This window comes from Microcoleus sp. AT9b-C3 (genome assembly GCF_036705485.1).
In the GTDB taxonomy this organism is placed as follows: Bacteria; Cyanobacteriota; Cyanobacteriia; order Cyanobacteriales; family Microcoleaceae; genus Microcoleus.
The window spans coordinates 106,584-126,600 of sequence record NZ_JAUBUR010000014.1; the positions used below are offsets into that span (position 1 = coordinate 106,584).

Genomic DNA, 20,017 nt, shown 5'->3' on the forward strand with positions numbered 1-20,017 from the left:
TCCCGAAGGAAGCCCCTCAGTGATAGTTTTTGGCATTTTTCCGATTTTTTCGGACAATAGCCTCTGAATCGAGTGGCGCGATCGAACTACAACCCGAACTCAAATTCAGGCGTAATATGCGCCTATGAGCACCCTACAGACGTGAGTTTTGGGTCCAGAGTTCTATCAAAATAATTTTTCCTGATGTCTAACGCACTGTTTCGGTACGCGTGCGATCGCCTAAGCTTTAACAACTGCACAATGTTTGTCAATGATTGCTGGAACTTCTGCCGGTGCAATGCGACTGTAGCGAGTTTTGTCCGGCATCACAACTATATTTGGGCCCGCTTTGCACTGTTTGAGACATCCGGTTCCCTGAACTGTCACTTTGTCTTCTAAACCGCGCGCATTCAAAGCATTTTCTAAAGCTTTACAGACTCCTCCAGCGCCCCGCTTCACGCAGTCGGATTTTTGACATACTAATATTTTGGTTTGGGTTTTTGCCGGAGCTTTTACAGTTTGAGCTGCTGTGGGAGAGGTGACTTCGGTTTTGCCGATCGCGCGATCGTCGGATGTCAATACCGCAACAGGCCCATTGGTGGAGTCAAGGTGTTCGTGCGATCGATCGTTGTTACCCTGAGCCAGCTTGAGGCTGCGAGCTTTAAGTTTTATTTTACCGTTTTTCAAATTGAGTTCTTTCTCACCTACAACTTGAACTCTCAACCCCGGTGTCAAAATAGGCGACAGAAATGACCGCAATTCCTTGCAAAGTTTAACAAGATATTCTACTCCGCGATCGCTGCTAATTCGCAAATATTTAAGTTTGCAGCCATCTTCAATAATTAGACCGACGATTTCTCCCTCTAAACTGAATTCGGAAACTTGCTTGCCAGATTTATACATTGTTATGACTCCTTTAAATCCGTTACATCCGTTACATCTTCTACATTGCTCGTTGCCGAACTTCGTTCTACCTTTAGCCCCTTTGCCAGCAGTATTCCAGCCACTGCACCAGTTCGCATCGAGGGGCACTGACTTGCCTCAACACGCTCATTAACTGAGCCGCTTGTTTAACTGTGTTGACTTTTGCCCGCAAAGGTTGGTCAACCGCACACCAGCAGGGAATTTCTAGTTCTTGCAAGCGTTTGTAAACTTGCCACCTATCTAGCCAACTAACTTGCACAATGTCACAAACTTCTAATTCTGGATCTGCTGGATTCATTTTTTAACAACAGTAATAATTTGCATTAATTTTTACCCTGACTGGTAGCGGGTAGAAGTTAAAAGCCAGATTTCAGCAGAACATCTTTGATGTTCAAAAGCCCTTCCTGAAAAATTCTGCCTTTTTGCCCTCTGCCTTCTGACTTCAGAAGGTTCGCCCCACTTTCAGGAAGCGCTCATAACGAGGATCTTGTTCAAGCATAACCCAACTGCTAATAATTCTCAATAGGTTTACAAAAAAAATTTCCTACTCTATAAAATCTTCCACTATCGAGGCAGACTCTGCTTGACTGGTAAATTTACAGTGCTAGACTGACTCTATTGGCAACAAAACTGCCTATTGAGAGGAGAACACACATGGCTGAGACTCAGAGTGCATTGAGACCGTTTGGCCACATAGCCGAAAACCCAGTTCTACTGGAACATTCAGTCACAGCACCGATTTGTGAAGGGATGAACGCGCTGCTGGCCAGTTTTCAGGCTCTATACCTGCAATATCAAAAACATCATTTTGTGGTGGAAGGGGCAGAATTTTACTCCTTGCACAAATTCTTTGAAGAAAGCTACGGAGAAGCTCAAGATAGCGTCCACGAGTTGGGCGAACGGTTAAACGGGTTGGGCGGCATACCGGCAGCTAGCTTTAGCAAGTTAGCCGAGCTGTGCTGTTTTGAGCCGGAAGCCGACGGCGTATATTCCTGCCGCCAAATGCTAGAACACGATTTAATTGCGGAGCAAGCTATCCTAGGTTTGCTGCGCCGTCAAGCAGGACAAGCAGAAAGTTTGGGCGATCGAGCTACGCGCTACCTCTACGAAAAAATCCTGCTGAAAACAGAAGAGCGGGCTTATCACATTTCCCACTTCCTCGCCCCCGATACCTTAGTGCAGTTGAACTTGAACTAACAATTCTTCTTGTTCCTCTTCCTTCGCGCCCTTTGCGCCTTCACAGTTCATTATCTTAGATCAAAAAAAAAGCGAGCAGTTTTCCGACTGCCCGCTTTTTTATACAAAGTGCGCTTATTCGCCGGGAATTAAGGCGCTAAAGCATTGCCGCGCAACAAGCTACCAATGGTTTTGGCGGTAATCTTCATCTGGATGAAAGGATTGGCCGGTACTACTGTCTTATACAAGTAGCTATCGAATGTGAGTTTCTGCACATCGCGATCGGCACACATTTCCACAAAAGCTTCGCGAGTAGCGTCGGAACGGTAGAACACGCGCTGCAAAATGTCGAGAACTTTGTAAGTAATGCCGTAGGCTTTATCCCACCGCTTCAAGTAAATCTTTATTTCCTCTTCAGTCGGAATGCGCGCGCCTTTATTGGAAATCTCCACAATAGTTTCGGCGCACATCCGGCCAGACTTGGCTGCAAAATAGATACCTTCGCCGGAAGACTTGGTAACGTAACCTGCAGCGTCACCTACGAGAGCAACTCGGCCGACAACCCGGCGGGGACGCGGATGTTCCGGGATGGGGTGAGCTTCCACTTTGATAATCTCACCACCCATCAGTTTTTTGGCAGCGCGGGCGCGGACGCCTGCTTGCAGCTTTTTGATGCTGGCTTGATTGACTTTCATCGTGCCGGTACCGACGGCTACGTGGTCGTATTTGGGGAACACCCAAGCGTAGAAGTCGGTAGATACGTCGTCGCCGACGTACATTTCGGCTAAGTCTTCGTAGTAAGCCATTTTATCTTCTGGCAGGCGGATGCGCTCTTGGAAGGCGATCGCATAATTGTAGTCGCCAGCGTCGATCGCCTTTGCTACGCGAGAGTTAGCGCCGTCAGCCCCGATTACCAAATCCACCTTCAGAGTTTTCTGAATTCCCATTGCGCTGCCGTCGGAGTGGTCGGCATAGTGGAGAGTGTAGGGGTCTGTATTGTTTGAAGGAATTTCTAATTTGTGAACGGTGCCGTTAATCAGTTTTGCACCCAAGGAAGCGGCGCGATCGCGCAGGAAGCCATCGAGCACTTCGCGGCGGCACATACCGATGTATTCGTGTGCGTTTTCAATATTGATGTCCACCTCGACGTTGGAGGGGGAGATCATTTTCATTTTTCTGACTTGGCGGTCAATAATATTTTGCGGCAAGTCAAATTCGCTGACCATGCAAAGGGGAATCGCCCCACCGCAGGGTTTGGCGTTGTCTAATTTACGCTCGAATAGGTATGTTTCGATGCCTGCTTTTACCAATGTTTCGGCGGCGGAAGAACCCGCAGGGCCTGAACCTACTACTGCAACCCTTAGTGTCAAAGCTTTTCTCTCCAGTTTTTTTCTATAGGCATTACTCAGGTGTGATGGTATCACGGACTTTGGATGCGGTGGGGTGAAGCAGGGGAGATTTCAATGAAATGAAACAGAGCTTAACAGTTCGATACGAAAATCGGGTCTGGGGCAGTAGGTGCGATCGAAGATCTTAAATCTTTAACGGCAGATGAACGCGGATGTGCGTTTATGTGCGTTGATGTGCCCTAGTGTGCGATCGAACTTCTCAGAACAAGCTTTCGGGCTGGTTCCACAACAGATGAATTTTCTGCTTGTGGGGTGGACTTCTAGGCTGAACAAGCTTTCGGGCCTGTTCCACAACAGATGAATTTTCTGTTTGTGGGGTGGGCATCTTGCCCGCCCCTAACAGGTTAGAACCAGTCCAATAAGTTACATTAAAGTTACTTGCACTTATATCTAAAATTCTTATGCTCGGTAATTTTCAACAAAGCAACCTGCGGATTGAGCTTGAAGCTTCCGAAACAGCGATTAGAGACAGCTTGTTGCGTCCGAGTCAATTGCAGCAGTGGCTGTGGCCGCAGCAGTTGTCTAGCGGTTTGCCGGAAGAATTTGCTCAAGGTTTGACCTTTACAAGTTGGCTGGGCCCCGTGGCAGTTCAGCATCACGTTGATATTGTTGAGCACAATTGTCTGCGCCTGTTATTGAGTCAGGGAATTGACGGATTTCACGAGTGGTATTGGGGCGATGGTTGGGTGCAGTCTCGCTTGGAGGGGGTGTCGCTGCTGCCACTGAATTTGGGGCAAACCGCTAGTTTACTGCGACTGCGGGAGTTTGTAGCGGGGAAGGGTAAGCGGAAGTAGATCAATGACTCTCCAAAATCCTGAGAACCAAGTCTGGTACTCCTGGATAGCAAGGAAAAATTCTCAATCCTTTTAGGGATAAAGAAGCCTTGTATTGATGAATAAAATACCACAAAGCTCCCACATGATTTGAGAGCTTTTTAGATTAGGAAAGGCTCTTTCTTACAACAATAGCGAGATATCCTGTACATCAGGGAGTTCTTGCATCTTTAGAGATCAGAAGTTTTGCCCGTATCTTTCCCGACAGATTTGTGTCGCTGGCGAGGCAAAACTTTTTTATATGCGACCCAAAAATCTGTATAATAGACAGCAAATCGTCTCTCAACTACTGGGACTGAATCTGACAAACCTGTAGCACCCATTTCAACTAGACTTCCTATATATAGCCATCCTAAATCATTTGTGAATTTCTTACTCCCTCCCCTTAGTAAGGGGAGGGTTGGGTGGGCTGGGGTAAAAAATTTACGACTCATGTAGGATTGCTATAAACCGCTAGAATTTCTTTGGTTAAGGCATCTATTGGCAGCTCTTTCCACTGCTTGTTCCCCTTATTGCCTACAAACGACTACATTTGATCGTGTTGGATCGTTACCTTGCCTTTATTTTTTGACTTTACTTGAACTTTCCGGGGGACTGATGCTAATTGTTGAAAAACACATAGTATTAGAACCAGCGGGGGACACCCTCGTGACTTTGACAATCGCGACTCAAGATATTTTTTCTAATAAAAGCCGATCTCTCAATTTTTTTGTTTCTTCTGAAATCCTTTGATGTGCGCGGTTTTAAACAAACTGCCTATGACAATATATAGATTTAAAGTTTTGCTTAGCGCTGGGGGTGGGACAATTTTTAAGGATGTTTGGAGAACCGAAACGGGGACAATTCATGGAGTTGAGAATTAACAAGGCTTAGATACGTCGCATTATAACTCCTTACCCTTACTCTGCCAGACCACCTGAAAGCCACTTCGCTGCCGAAAAACTAAGAGTGTGTTATAAAAACATAATTTGTTCCTTTCTAAAGCGCTATTCTCGACACAACGAATCCGGTGTGTTTTGAGTAAACGTTAATTTTTACCAAAAAAATAAATATGCTCTCCATTCCAGGCATTGCCGTCCAGAAACTGCTTTACGAAAGTACCAACTCTCTGGTTTACCGGGGGATTCGGGAAGCGGATCGCCAACCGCTCATCCTGAAACTGCTCAAAGAAAGCTACCCCACACCTCAAGAATTGCTACGCTACCGCACCGAATACCGTATCACTAGAGAGCTGAAAGAGGCGGGAGTCGTGCAAGTTTATGACTTGCAAAAATACCAAAATAGCCTCGTAATTTTTGTGGAGGACTTTGGCGGGGAATCCTTGAAAATATGGATGCAGCAGCGAAAGTTTAGCCTCAAGGAGTTTCTGATCCTGGCGATCGCTGCCACTGAAACTTTAGGGCAAATTCATAGCGCCAATATTATTCACAAAGATATTAACACCTCAAATATTGTTTATAACCCGGAAACGGGACAGCTCAAAATTATCGACTTTGGCATTTCCACTCAGCTAACGCGAGAAATGCCAACCCTGAAAAATCCCAACGTTTTAGAAGGAACCCTCGCTTACATCTCGCCGGAACAAACTGGCAGGATGAATCGCTCTATCGATTACCGCACTGACTTTTACTCGCTCGGCGTCACCTTCTACGAATTGCTGACAGGAAAACTGCCTTTTGAGACAGAAGACGCTTTAGAGCTAGTTCACTGCCACATTGCCAGACAACCAGTTCCCCCGCACGAAATCAAGCCCGAAATTCCCGTAATTGTGTCTCAAATTGTCAGTAAATTGATGGCAAAGAATGCGGAAAATCGCTATCAAACTGCATTGGGTCTTAAGCAGGACTTAGAAATCTGTCTGGTTCAATTACAAGAAACCGATAGCATAGAAGAATTTGACTTGGGAACGCTGGATCTTACAGACCATTTCCTGATTCCCGAAAAGTTATACGGCAGAGAAACCGAAGTTGATCATCTATTAGCGGCATTTGAAAGAGTTCGTAATGCTAGTGCCGAAATGATGTTAGTAGCTGGCTTTTCCGGCATTGGGAAAACCGCAGTCGTGAACGAAGTGCATAAGCCGATCGCCCGACAGCGCGGCTATTTTATCAAAGGCAAATACGACCAATTCCAGCGCAATATCCCCTTCAGTGCATTTGTGCAAGCATTTCGGGAATTGATGGGACAATTATTATCAGAAAGTGACGCTCAGTTACACAGATGGAAAACCCTAATACTCACAGCAGTAGGCGAGAGCGGGCAAGTCTTGATTGATGTAATTCCTGAATTAGAACACATCATTGGCGCTCAACCTGCTGCACTAGAATTGTCGGGGAGTGCCTCCCAAAATCGCTTCAATCTGCTGATGCAGAAATTTGTGCAAGTATTTACCCAAGCAGAACATCCCTTAGTGATGTTTCTGGACGATTTGCAGTGGGCAGATTCAGCATCTTTGAAGTTATTACAACTGTTGATGGAGGATACGGGGCATCTGTTAGTATTGGGTGCTTATCGGGATAATGAGGTATCACCGGCTCATCCGTTTATGTTGACTGTGGATGAGATCGTGAAGTCTGGGGCCACGGTGAATACGATTACCCTGCAACCGTTGAGTTTAGCAGATCTCAATCAGTTGGTAGCAGATACGCTGATTTGCGATTTATCTTTAGCCGGGCCCCTGACAGAATTGGTTTATCAAAAAACCCAAGGTAATCCCTTTTTCTCGACTCAATTCCTCAAGGCCTTGTATGAAGATGGTCAAATTATTTTTAACCCCCCTCAATCCCCTCTGAGTAAGGGGGCCAGTAAAGGGGGGTGGCAGTGCGATATTAATCAAGTTAAATTTGCCGACGCCTCGGATGTGGTGGAGTTTATGGCGGCGCAATTGCAGAAGTTGCCGGCGCCTACTCAGGATGTTCTCAAACTGGCGGCGTGCATTGGGGCACAGTTTGATTTAGAGACATTGGCAATAGTCAGCGAAGAATTACCAGAACAAACGGCATCAGCGCTGTGGAAAGCCTTGCAAGAAGGACTTATTTTAGTGATTTCTGAAGGCTATAACTTCATTCAAGCAGATGCTCAATCCCCGAATCAGTCTGTTGCTAATCCCACTTATAAGTTCCTGCACGATCGCGTCCAGCAAGCGGCTTATTCATTGATTCCTGACGACCAAAAACAAGCTACTCATCTGAAAATAGGACAGTTACTGCTACAAAGTTCTTCCGAGATAGAAACAGAAGAAAAACTCTTTGATATTGTGGGGCATTTAAATCAAGGAATTGAGTTAATCAATCAATTAAGTGAACGCTCAGCCTTAGCCCAACTAAACTTAGAAGCTGGACGTAAGGCCAGAAATTCTACCGCCTACGCTGCGGCAAATATCTATCTACAAACGGGAATTGACCTACTGACAGCAAACTGCTGGCAAACTCAATATGAATTGGCGCTAAATCTTTACGTTGCTGCTGCTGAAATTGCCTATTTAAATGGTGACTTTGATGGTATGGAACAGATGGCAGCACTGGTTTTGCAAGAAGCCCAAACAATTTTAGATCGAGTTAAAATTTACGAAATTCAAATTGCCGCTCAGACAGCCCAGAGCAAGGTGTTAGAAACGATCGCAGTAGCCAGAGACGCACTCTTACAATTGGGCATTGAACTTCCTGCCGAACCTGATGAAGCCAAGATTGGCAAAGCGCTACAAGCCCTTGCGGGCCAACTAAGCGGCAGAAAGATTGAGGAATTGGTTGACCTACCTGTGATGACAAATCCACAGACTCAGGCAGCTATGCAACTGTCTGGTATGTTGTTTCCACCCATTTTCCAGGGAATGCCCGGTTTGCTGCCCCTGCTGAGCTCCACGATGGTAAGTTTATCGCTCTCCTTTGGGAATGCGCCCGCATCGACGGTGGGTTATGCGATGCACGGGATGGTATTCTGTGCCTTTTTACAAGAGGTGGAAACGGGCTATGGCTTTGGGCAATTGGCACTCTCATTGCTGGATAGGTTGAATGTACCCGAATTCAAGTCCACAGTTTTACTTTTGTTTGGTGGCTGGATTCAGCATCGCCAAGAATCTCTTTTGGCAACGATACCGACGCTGAAAGAGGGCTATAGGTTGGGCATGGAAACAGGCGACTTTGTAAACGCTGGCTACAACATATATATTTGTTTTTATACTTATTTATTTGCTGGGGTAGAACTAGACACTTGGGAACCAGAAATAGCAAGTTACAGGGCTGTCATGGCGCAGTTGAAACAATCTTCTGCTGGGGTTTATTTGGATATGATTCAGCAGACGGTGCAAAACTTGAGGGAAACCCGTATTCGACCGGATTTGTTAATAGGCGAGGCCTACGATGAAACGGTGATGATTCCCAAGCACTATCAGGATAATGAATTCACGGCGATCGCTTGTGCCTGCATCTTCAAACTGCTGCTTGCTTACTGCTATGGGAATTATACGGCTGCCCTAGACCACATTACCCAAGTCAAAAAGTATTTGATGGGAGTATCTGGATCGGCTTTTGTTCCCATTTTTCATTTTTATGCCGCCCTGACGCACCTGGCACTTTTTGAGGCACAGCCAGCTATTGAGCAAACTGAATTTATTGCCTTAGTGGAAACCCATCAAACCACGCTGCAAAAGTGGGCGCAAAATGCTCCCATGAATTATCTGCATAAATGGTATTTAGTGGAAGCAGAACGGCAACGGGTGTTGGGCAATAAAGCCGAGGCGATTGAAATGTACGATCGCGCTATTTCTGGAGCCCAAGAAAACAAATATGTTAATGACGAAGCCCTGGCCAACGAACTAGCAGCCAAATTCTACGGGGAATGGGGCAAAACAAAAGTTGCTCAAGCCTACATCTTTGAGGCGTATTATTGTTATGTTGAATGGGGAGCCACTGCTAAGGTAACGGATTTAGAAACGCGATATCCCCAATTATTCGCGGTAACTCAACCGGGAAGGAAAAACACTCAAACTACCGTAGCAATGACAACGACTGGTTCGGGTAATCACCTAGATATCACGGCAGTCATGAAAGCTTCTCAGGCGATTTCTGGAGAAATTATGCTAGATAATTTACTGTCTAGCTTGATGAAAATTTTGATGGAAAATGCAGGGGCGCAACGAGGCTATCTGATTTTGTTAAGCCAGGGACAACTGTTCATTGAAGCTGAAGGAACAATCGATGACGAACTCGTCACCGTGTTGCAGTCAATCCCCGTTGCAACCTGTCAAGACCTTTCCTCCGCAATTGTCAATTATGTGAGTCGCACTCAAGAAAGCGTCGTACTAGATGATGCTGCGCGATCGGGACACTTTACCAACGACCCCCACATCCGAAAGCATCAGCCCAAATCAATTTTATGTGTGCCGCTGATTAACCAATCTCAAATCATTAGTATTGTTTACTTAGAAAATAATCTGACAGCGGGAGCTTTTACCCCTGAAAGAGTGGAACTATTAAAAGTGTTATCTGGACAGGCGGCGATCTCGATTCAAAATTCTAAGCTTTATACAGAAGTACGCAAAAATGAAAGCAGGCTGGCTCAACTCAACAAAGCTTACGAGCGATTTGTTCCCCATCAATTTCTCCAGTTTTTAGAGAAATCAAGCATCATTGATGTGGAATTGGGCGACCAAGTACAGTTAGAAATGTCGGTGTTGTTTTCCGACATTCGTAATTTTACCACGCTTTCGGAAACTATGACACCGGAGGATAATTTCAAATTTATCAATTCTTATCTTTCTCGCATGGAACCTGTTATTAATCAAAATCACGGGTTTATTGATAAATATATTGGCGATGCGATTATGGCGCTGTTTAGTGGGGAAGCTGATAATGCGGTGAAAGCGGGAATAGCGATGCTGCACCGTCTCGTTGAATATAATGAATACTGCGCTAACGCTGGCTGTGCGCGGATTCAGATTGGGATTGGGATTAATACTGGTTCTTTGATGCTGGGAACTGTGGGCGGACCAAATCGCATGGACGGGACAGTAATTAGTGATGCCGTTAATTTAGCTTCTCGCGTGGAAAGTTTGACAAAAAACTATGGGGTTTCGCTGTTAATTACTCAGCCAACTTATACGCGCCTGAAAAATCCATCTCAGTACACAATCCGCACTCTAGACACGGTAAAAGTCAAGGGAAAATCCGAAGCTGTGACGATTTATGAGGTGTTTGATGCAGATCCGCCAGAAATTAAACAGGCTAAGTTAGCTACGCTGGAATTGTTTGCAGAAGCTAGGACACTTTACTCGGAAGGGAAGTTATTTGAAGCGGCGCGGCTGTTTTCCGAGTGTTGGCGTCAGAATCCGGGCGATCGCGTTGCTAAAATGTACTGGGAACGCTGTGAGTCGGCATTGGTGACTCGCACAAAAATCAAAGACAGGCTACACAATTTACATTAAGCGGTTGCTATACCTGAAAATCACAGCAAAAGTGCGATCGACTGTTGAGGCATCCTATCCACTAGGCGATCGAAATCGGGTAGGTATGTTGTTGCGCTTTAGCGCTAAAGCGCAACAACATACGAAGTCTAAAAAGTTACTGCCTGAACTATACTGCTGGCAGTGACTCCTTTCAATATAGCTAAATATTCCCCTGTTACCTGATACTGAATTATAGTATCGCTAACAAAAGCACCTGTTCCTTGATAAATATTTAACTGGCTAAAAGCAAGGGGGCTAATTAAATCAATTTTGTCTTGATTTAGCGTAAAATCAGTAATCACATCAGCAGCGGCTAAGGCAGTTCCACCAGTATCGATCGCGATCGCAAACACATCAAAACCCAATCCGCCTGTGAGAGTGTCGGCACCCATTTCTCCAAATAAGTAATCATTGCCCCCGTCGCCAAACAATAGATCGTCGCCATCGCCGCCGTAAATGCGATCGTTTTCCTTACCTGAGTAAATCAAGTCAGTACCGCCGTCGCCAGTAATAAATTCACTCCCTTGGCCGCCAAAAATAATGTCATTGCCATCACCGCCCCTGATGCCGTCATCCCCTTTTTGTCCGTAAAGCAAGTCATCGCCTGCTTTGCCATGAAGATAGTCATTGCCGGGGCGTGCGTGGATAATGTCGTTTAATGGCGATCCTGTGACGCGATCGTCCTTATCTGTCAAACCGATTACTGACTTGTTCAACAAGGTTTTGACATCGCCTAAGTTATCGTTATCGCTAATATTGACTGTGAGAGGGGCGACTAGATTATTATACAATGTGTCAGTGCTGGTGGTGGCGTGGCTAATTGAGCTGACACGATCGCCCTCAACAACCGTATCGTCAACCGCAGTTACCGTTACCGTTTGGGCTACATTCCAGTTGTCCGAAGTAAAAGTAAGGGCCCGCAGGCTGACAGTAACTTGAGTTTCAGGGGTAATGGCGACGGTGACATTAGCAGTTGGTTGAGTATTTAGTCGCACTTTGTATATATCGCTGCCCAAGCTTTCGAGTACCTGGGTACTGCCAAGTGGTTCAATGAAAATGACAGCGGGAGTACCTGGAGTTGTTGTCGGAGTCGGAGTTGGCGTTGGAGTCGGAGTCGGAGTTGTTGTCGGAGTCGGAGTTGGAGTTGGAGTCGGAGTCGGAGTTGTTGTCGGAGTCGGAGTTATTGTCGGTGTTGGCGTCGGAGTCGGAGTTATTGTCGGTGTTGGTATTGGAGTCGGAGTTGGAGTCGGAGTTATTGTTGGAGTTGGAGTCGGTATTGGAGTTGGCGTTGGAGTCGATATTGGAGTCGGAGTTGTTGTCGGAGTCGGAGTTATTGTCGGAGTTGGAGTCGGAGTTATTGTCGGTGTTGGCGTCGGAGGCGGAGTTATTGTCGGAGTCGGAGTTGGAGTGGGAGTTGGCGTGGCAATGTTAACAGTAAAACTGCCTAAATTGCTAGCTACAACTTGATGGCCAAAAGTATCTTTTACTTGCGATGCTTGCAAATTAACAGCATAACTCCCATTATCTGTATCATCCCAACTTCCCCCAGGCGGAGTTAGAGAATAAGTTGCCGTGCGAGGTGTGCCATTACTATTAGTATCGACGCTGACAAATGTAGCGGGAATTGCACCACCTGACCAGTTTACTACCAGATCAGAATTATCTAAACTGCTAACATCAACTCCACTGCTATCAGTGAAAGTAACTGTCAATGTCTGACTGGTGCCGCCCGCTGTAGTAATGTTAGAAATTGTACCCAAGCTAGCAGTAGGTGCGGTAACATCAGCAGTACGAACCAGTTGAGTGGCAGCCGTATGGGTATTACTCGCTGTATCAGTAGCTTTAGCCTCCGGTACATCAACTGTGACAGCGCCATCAGCATTCGGTGTGACTGTAAAATTATAAGTCGTGCCGCTACCTGTAAAGCCGCTAACCGTACCGTTAGTAACATTAATACCACTCGAACTAAATCCTGTCACATTTTCACTGAAAGTGGCGGTGACTAAAAATGGTGCATTTATTGTTGTTGCTGAAGTGGAGGTTAAGGCAACTGTTGGTGCTGTAATATCAGCGGTACGAGTTAACTGAGTGGCAGCGGTATTGTTATTACTCGCAGTATCCGTAGCTGTTGCCGCAAATACATCAACTGTGACGGGGCCATCAGCATTCGGTGTGACATCAAAGGTGTAGGTTTTGGCATCAACTGTGACAAAGTTACCGACAGTCGCATTGGCGACGGTGATATCAGTATTATTAAAGCCAGCGACATTTTCACTGAAAGTTGCTGTGACTAAAAATGGCGCATTTATTGTTGTCAGTGATGGGGATGTTAAGGCAACCGTTGGCGGTGTAATATCAGCAGTGCGAACCAGTTGAGTCGCTGCAGTATTGTTATTACCCGCAGTATCCGTAGCTTTAGCCGCAAGTACATCAACGGTGACATTACCCTCAGCATTCGGTGTGACATCAAAGGTGTAGTTTTTGGCATCAAGTGTGACAAAGTTTCCGACAGTCGCATTGGTGACGGTGATATCAGTATTATCAAACCCAGCGACATTTTCGCTGAATGTTGCTGTGACGCTAAATGGTGCGTTGACTGTAGTTGCTGAAGTTGAGTTTAAGGCAACTGTGGGTACAATGGTGTCTACAATTATGGCTCTGCTATCGGCTAAAGATTGTCCCGCAGGAATAGTTAAAGTTGCATCATTTCCAGCAGTATCTTTTAAGGTTGCACCAGTCGCTAAAGTTATACTATTTGAATTAAGGTCGAGGCTATTTTGTCCGGCTGCTGGAGTATAACTGCCGACAGCAGATGTACCCGTAAAAGGTGCAATAGTAACAGTGCCACCTGTGTCTAAGGGGACACTCATATTACCGCCTGCTAAGGTGACGGCTTCGCTGAAGTTGACGGTGACGTTGATGTTGCCAGTTGTGTTGTAACTGCCGTCAGTGGTGGTAGAGGTGACGCTGGCGATGGTGGGTGCAAAGGTATCAATAACTATGGCTTTACTACCGCCGAGTGAGTTGGCTGTGGCGGTATCGGGGAGGGTTAAGAAAGCGTCAAAGGCTGTACCAACAGTTTCTTTAATGGTGCCGCCGTTGAGGGTGAGGGCGGTGGTGGCGAGGTATTCTAAGCCACCGGAGGTGTCTCCGGGTTGCACTACATAGTTGAAGGTGAGGGCTGTAGTGCCGCTACCGCTGGTATAGGTGGCAAAGCGGTCAGTTGTGCCTGTTTCTAGTTGCAGTTGGGGTGTGCCACCTGTGGTATCTACGTTGACAGCGGCATCGAAGGTGACAGTGATGGCGATGGTATCACCTGCTTTGTAGCTGCCGTTAGCGGTGGTGGCGGTGACAGCAGTAACTTTGGGGGTGGTGTTGAGCAGGATGCCGGCGTTGTCCTCGCCCGGGTTCCCCACAGCTAAGTCAGGTTTTCCGTCGCTGTTGAAGTCGCCGATGCTGACGGAGCGGGAGTAACGGCCAATTGGGAAGGGAACTTGGGGGGCGAAAGTGGGAGTGGCGGCTCCGGTGGTAGTGGTATTGAGCAGGATGGAGATGTTGTTGCTGAAGTTGTTCGCCGTTGCTAAGTCAGGTTTTCCGTCGCTGTTGATGTCGCCGATGCTGACGCCGTAGGGACCAGCGCCAGTTGCGAAGGGAACTTGGGGGGCAAAAGTGGGGGTGGTGGCGAAGGTGGCAGTGGTATTGAGCAGGATGGAGACGGTGTTGCTGCTGGTGTTCCCCACAGCTAAGTCAGGTAAACCATCGCTGTTGAGGTCGCCGATGCTGACAACGTAGGGGCCAGCGCCAGTTGGGAAGGAAACTTGGGGGGCGAAGGTGGGGGTGGTGGCGAAGGTGGCAGTGTTATTGAGCAGGATGGAGACGCTGTTGCTGCCACTGTTCGCCACAGCTAAGTCAGGTAAACCATCGCTGTTGATATCGCCGATACTGACGGAGGCGGACTTAGTGCCAGTTGGGAAGGAAACTTGGGGGGCGAAAGAGGGAGTGGCGGCTCCGGTGGTGGTGGTGTTGAGCAGGACTGAAACGTTGTTGCTGGTGTAGTTCGCCGTTGCTAAGTCACGTTGACCGTCGCCGTTGAGGTCCCCGATGCTGACGCTGAAGGGGCCAGCGCCAGTTTGGAAGGGAACTTGGGGGGCGAAAGTGGGGGTGGTAGCTCCGGTGGTAGTATTGTTGAGCAGGATGGAGACGGTGTTGCTGCCGGTGTTCGCCGCTGCTAAGTCAGGGAAGCCGTCGCCGTTGATGTCGCCAATGCTGACGGACAAAGGGTTAATGTCAGTAGGGAAGGTGACTTGGGGGGCGAAGCCTAGTAAACCGCTGTAGGTTTTGAGGGTGGTTTCTGTGAGAATTAGTTTTGGCTTTTGAGGGGATGGGGGGATGAGTTGGAGGATGTCCCAGGTGCCTCCTCGTTTGCTGTTGCCTGTAGGGTGGGGGTTGGCGGCGATGTTTGCGCCTGTGAGTTGGTGGAGTTGAGTGAGGAATTGGTGGCCTGTGTCTCCGGCTGCTAGGTTACACCCATAAATGAGAATATCGGCACCGGGAATTAATGCTTGGCGCCACTGTTGGAGTTGAGGGCCGAAACTTTCTATGTTGCTGTTGTTGAGTGTATTTGTACCGAGATGTACTGCACCAGGACTGCCGTGAGAGATGATGTGGATTGCTTCTATATTTTGTTCAATTGCTAGCCTTTCGGTGATTTGCTCAATCCCATCCCGCGTTTCATCTAGGATAATTACTTCAGCATTTGGGGAAACGCCACTAATTAAGCTCGGATAATCTTCAAGATTTGAGTCAATAAAAACTAGAATTGAGTCCCTTTTTTGGTGTATTATTTGCATTATATTTAATTTTAGATTTTTAGATTTTCCCTTCAAATAATATTTATATAATCACTAGCCATCAGATGCTAGTGCTTCCATCAGTCCTTGCGATTGCTTTGCTTCGTTCGCAATGATATGGTTAGTATTTATGCACTTACTCCTAGGTCATTACGAATAACAAAGTAATTTTGCGAATCAAGAAGCAATTGCAATCACCTTCATACCTTACCAAGGACTCCCAATCATTGTAAAGCCAGACCAATAATAAGGATGGGAGAGGTTTTCATTACCTAGTTTAGCTAATTCTGGTGGCAATTCTAACTCCTTATTTAAGTTTGACAAAAATAAACGACCATTATCAATGCGAACTTGACCTTTAATCATAGCAATTTGAGCCTGCCGCAAAGCTTCTGCTTTAATCGGCGCGACTTTTAACTCATGGTAAAATTCAGCCATTAACCCTAAAGTACCTTCATCGCTGACGTACCAAAGACTCGCCAAAACTGACTTCACCCCCGCTTGCACAGCTAGCCCCGCAAAGCCTAATTCAGCGTCATTATCACCCACAGCAGTTTTACAAGCGCTCAACACCAATAGCTCAACTTTAGGCGGCTGATTCCACCCTAGTTCGCGCACGCGATCGAGTGTTAACCTTCTATCTGATAACTGGATGTAAGAATTGCTCGGTGCTCCTGGCTTAAATTCTCCGTGAGTGGCGAGGTGAATAATCCGATAGGGTCTGTCATTGCGCTGCGATTGAAGATTATTGAGAGTAAAGGTTTGATTGAGGAAAGATTCGCCTTTCCATTCTGAGGCAATAGCATTAAGTTCTGCAGGCACTGCTGGCAAGGGTTGGTTATTGGTAAATTGCGAGGCTCCCATTGCTAAAACTTCAGCATTTTTAACGCTTTCATAGTTAGTATCGGTCAAGTTGACGCTGGGAATGAGTCCGATGCTGTACTTTTCTACTAGAAATTGGGAACCGTCATGGAGGGCGGCTAAGGGGAGCGATCGCAACCCCGCATCCATACTAAAAACTAGCGTATCGATGCCCTCAGCTTTCAAATCAGCTTCCAAGGGCGCAATTATCCACTGGTAAAGTTGTTGGGATGCTGGCAAATAGCTCTGAGTATTGATTTTGCTGGAACTAAGGAGTTCAGACCTGAAGCTAGCGACGACTTGCATCAAAGTTTCGCGCCGGGCGGCGGGGATGCTTTTATGAATTGGAATGCCTGTAGGGGGGACAATGATCAGGTCTAATTGTTCAGGGCGGGCTAAGGCGTAAATAATGGCTGGTTTCTTACCAGTTTGGTTGGCGATCGTTCTAATTCTTCCCTGTATGGCCGTAAAAGATTGCAAGTCCCGCCGGATTTCCTGGTTGACGTATGACCCCACTTGTTGGCTATAGAAGATATCCATAAACAAAGTGGCTTGAGAGATATCGCCTCTATCGATTAGCCCTGTGATATCGCTGGGACTAACTATATTTAGAGGCGATGCCGTTTGGACAACTTCGCTTACCCAATCGGATCTGTAGTTAAAAAGAGATTCAATTCTATTAATGATACTCAGGTTGCCAGATTGTGCGATCGCATTGGTAATTGAGATATCCGGTAAGGGCAAGGCGGCGTCAAGAGACGGAGATAAAGTTGGTATCGGAGTAGGTAATGGCATCGCGGCTAGCATTTCAGGCGCAATGGAGGGCACAAGCAATATCGGAGACGGTATTGCTTGTGGAATTGGCGCGGGTGATGGCGTTGGTTCTGGTATTAAAGATGGCGCAGGTGATGGCGTTGGTTCTGGTATTAAAGATGGCGCGGGTGATGGCGTTGGTTCTGGTATTAAAGATGGCGCAGGTGATGGGGATGCCGTTGGTTGTGGGGTTGGAGATGGTGTCGGTTCCGGTGTCGGTTCCGGTGTTGGAGATGGCGTCGGTTCCGGTGTTGGTTCCGGTGTAGGAGATGGTGTCGGTTCCGGTGTCGGTTCCGGCGTTGGAGATGGTGTCGGTTCCGGTGTTGGAGAGGGCGTTGGTTCTGGTGTTGGCGATGGTGTCGGTTCTGGTGTTGGAGATGGTGTCGGTTCTGGTGTTGACGATGGTGTCGGTTCCGGTGTTGGAGATGGTGTCGGTTCCGGCGTTGACGATGGCGCGGAAGTAACGATCGCAATATTGCCCTGAGTGTAAGTGCTAGGTGGCACCGGCACCGCGAACTGTGGCGAAATTGTCTCGGAACCTGATGTAATGGCTCCCGCCGTCCCATTCGTTGTCAAATCGCCGACAATAAAAGGTGTAGTCGTGCTCCCCGCGTGGCGAATAGTAATCGCGCCGCCACCCGTGCCATTAGCGCTGGAAATGCTCACATTTACACCGTTACTATCTGTAAAAGCGCCGCTGACTGTGAGAAGATTGCCAGCCGTGAGGTCAATACTGCCGCCAGTAGACTGAAGAGTGCCTGTAACGGCGATGTCGCTGGCAGCTTTGAGAGTAATATTACCCCCAGAAGTGGCGATCGCATCCAGCGCAATGTCCCCTGCTGATTCCAAAATCACAGGCCCGCCTGCTGTCGAAATCGCTCCCACTCCGATGCTATTGCCCGAAGCAACACCGGGCGAAGCAAAAAATGTCTCCCCTGCGGTGACATTCGGCGGCAGATTCGCAGCATTCGCCAGAGTCGAAACGCCCGATCGCAGAATTAAAGCTGCACTACCTGAAAGCAGCGCCGCATCTGGATCGGCGGAACCTGACAAAGTAGTGTCCGGCCCAGTGATACTAATATCTCCCGCCGCGATCGCGCCTTTTGCTTCTACCTTAAGTGAGGTTCCAGTATAATCACCAAATCTCACATCTCCCTCCGAGCTAATAATCGGGTCGTACAAACTCAAAAAACTGCCGCCGTTGCCAGACAATGTGAGAATACTTACATTACCTCGCGCAGCGAAGTGAGCATCACCGGAAACATTGCCATTGCTCAATAATGTGATATCCCCTGCGGATTGGAATGCAGGGTTAGGGTAATTTAGGGCGAAGATATCAATATTTTGATTACCTTGTATAGTAAGATTGCCGCCTGCGATCGCCCTGAAAGCGTTATTTCCATCCCGCACCCGCACCGTATCTCCTGCCAACAGATACAAATTGTTCTCAGTAAGTAGCTGGCTTTCTACCAAAGTGAGATTACGTGCTGCCGAGAGTGTAGCATTGTGACTATTAACAGTAGAACTAGCGATCGCCACATCCCCGCTTTCCACCCTCAAACCCGCCGTCAAAACCACTTCTCCTGCACCGTTAACGGAGATACCAGTAGCAGAGTTCCCACCTGCACCCGCAAGCAATTGCGGCAGAGACAAAGGCAGAGATAATTGCCCATTCTGTGCCAACAATCCCCCGTCAACAGCTCTTATTTCTAAACTTAATAAATGTCCTTGTTGACTAAGCCGAATAGTATTCTCACCGGGAACAGCAGCGACAATAATATTACCTTGTGGAGCATTGAGGGAACCAGTGTTGACAACTGTGCCGCCAATTAAACTTATACTTTGCCCCGGCATGACTGCTAAATTACCTGCATTGATGATACTTCCCGGTTGGCTGAGGTCAAAGTAAAAAGTGTTCGGAGTTCCTATCAGGGTACTGTAATCGTTCGCTCCTGCAACATTAAACAAACCCGACTCAAAACCGATGTTAGTAGCAGTAGTAGCTGTAAAAGCAGCCGGAAGATTCAAGCTCGCATTAGGGCCAAAGATAATACCCGAAGGATTTATTAAAAACAGGTTAGGATTGCCGCCACTTACTTGAATTAAACCGTTAATAATAGAAGGATTGCCGCCTACTACCCGTCCTAAGATGTTGCGAATAGCGGGAGTAGAAATAAAATTAGCAATCTGCCCTTCGCTAAGCCCAAACTGTTGAAAACTGTGGAAAAGATTCGCTCCATCTCTAGAAGTTTGACCGCCTGTGATATTGAAGCGATCGCCGTTGTCAGGCGTGACAGTAGTGCCCGCATCATTGGGTGCGGGAACAATGGGTTGTGCTTGTCCCACCGCTGTACTCAAAATAGTGGCTGCGATCGCTAGCATTGCAGCACCATGTATAGAAAAGAAGGCTAGTTTCATTAGCTTTGAGCTGGCAGAGCACGTATCTGACAATTATCACTTTAAGGTATTGGGTGCTCAGTGCGACCAACTGCGGCGTAGACTTAGCGATTAAGAACCTCGTCACCATCAGGGCGGTTGCTATACCTGAAATCCACATTCTGCACCCTCAACTGTCACGCTCGGTTTTTACTTATTTTTATCCAGCAATAAAGCTATAAATTATAGCTTTATACCGTACATTGACTGATAAAAAACTTTTTAAACCCCTAATTTATTACTTTAAAAATAGAGTTTTCTGCGTAATTATGCTGTGTCACTCCCCAAGCAGCG

At 47.1% G+C, this 20,017-nt stretch carries 8 protein-coding genes; 3 read left to right on the forward strand and 5 right to left on the reverse strand.

Annotated elements, in window-relative coordinates:
- Positions 1-219: 219 nt before the first annotated feature.
- Together QUB77_RS15110 and QUB77_RS15115 are read right to left on the reverse strand one after the other, a co-directional pair.
- A complete protein-coding gene (locus tag QUB77_RS15110; protein ID WP_333178269.1) occupies positions 220-882 on the reverse strand; it encodes a (2Fe-2S) ferredoxin domain-containing protein in 663 nt (220 codons plus the stop codon).
- 73 nt (positions 883-955) lie between these two features.
- The gene (locus tag QUB77_RS15115) at positions 956-1,201 is read right to left on the reverse strand and encodes an Asr1405/Asl0597 family protein (RefSeq protein WP_333085491.1); all 246 of its coding nucleotides are present in this window, start codon (positions 1,199-1,201) and stop codon (positions 956-958) included.
- A 356-nt stretch (positions 1,202-1,557) separates the two neighbouring features.
- Here QUB77_RS15115 and QUB77_RS15120 point away from each other — a divergent pair, with 356 nt between their 5' ends.
- Positions 1,558-2,100, forward strand: a complete 543-nt coding sequence (locus QUB77_RS15120) for a Dps family protein (protein ID WP_006632871.1) — start codon at positions 1,558-1,560, stop codon at positions 2,098-2,100.
- A gap of 128 nt (positions 2,101-2,228) precedes the next feature.
- Here the strand turns inward: QUB77_RS15120 and chlP are convergent, their stop codons facing one another.
- A complete protein-coding gene (gene chlP, locus QUB77_RS15125) occupies positions 2,229-3,449 on the reverse strand; it encodes a geranylgeranyl reductase (RefSeq protein WP_333178272.1) in 1,221 nt (406 codons plus the stop codon).
- 440 nt (positions 3,450-3,889) lie between these two features.
- Between chlP and QUB77_RS15130 the strand changes: the two genes are divergently transcribed.
- Both QUB77_RS15130 and QUB77_RS15135 read left to right on the forward strand, forming a co-directional pair.
- On the forward strand, positions 3,890-4,282 hold the full coding sequence (locus QUB77_RS15130) for a hypothetical protein (RefSeq protein WP_333057711.1): 393 nt from the start codon (positions 3,890-3,892) through the stop codon (positions 4,280-4,282).
- 1,090 nt (positions 4,283-5,372) lie between these two features.
- Complete coding sequence (locus QUB77_RS15135) at positions 5,373-10,742, forward strand: AAA family ATPase (protein WP_333178274.1); 5,370 nt, start codon at positions 5,373-5,375, stop codon at positions 10,740-10,742.
- Positions 10,743-10,870: 128 nt separating this feature from the next.
- On the opposite strand, the gene QUB77_RS15140 is transcribed toward QUB77_RS15135, so the two are convergent.
- The gene (locus QUB77_RS15140) at positions 10,871-15,613 is read right to left on the reverse strand and encodes a DUF4347 domain-containing protein (RefSeq protein ID WP_333178277.1); all 4,743 of its coding nucleotides are present in this window, start codon (positions 15,611-15,613) and stop codon (positions 10,871-10,873) included.
- Between the two features lie 207 nt (positions 15,614-15,820).
- Positions 15,821-19,669, reverse strand: a complete 3,849-nt coding sequence (locus tag QUB77_RS15145; protein ID WP_333178335.1) for a CHAT domain-containing protein — start codon at positions 19,667-19,669, stop codon at positions 15,821-15,823.
- Positions 19,670-20,017: the final 348 nt, after the last annotated feature.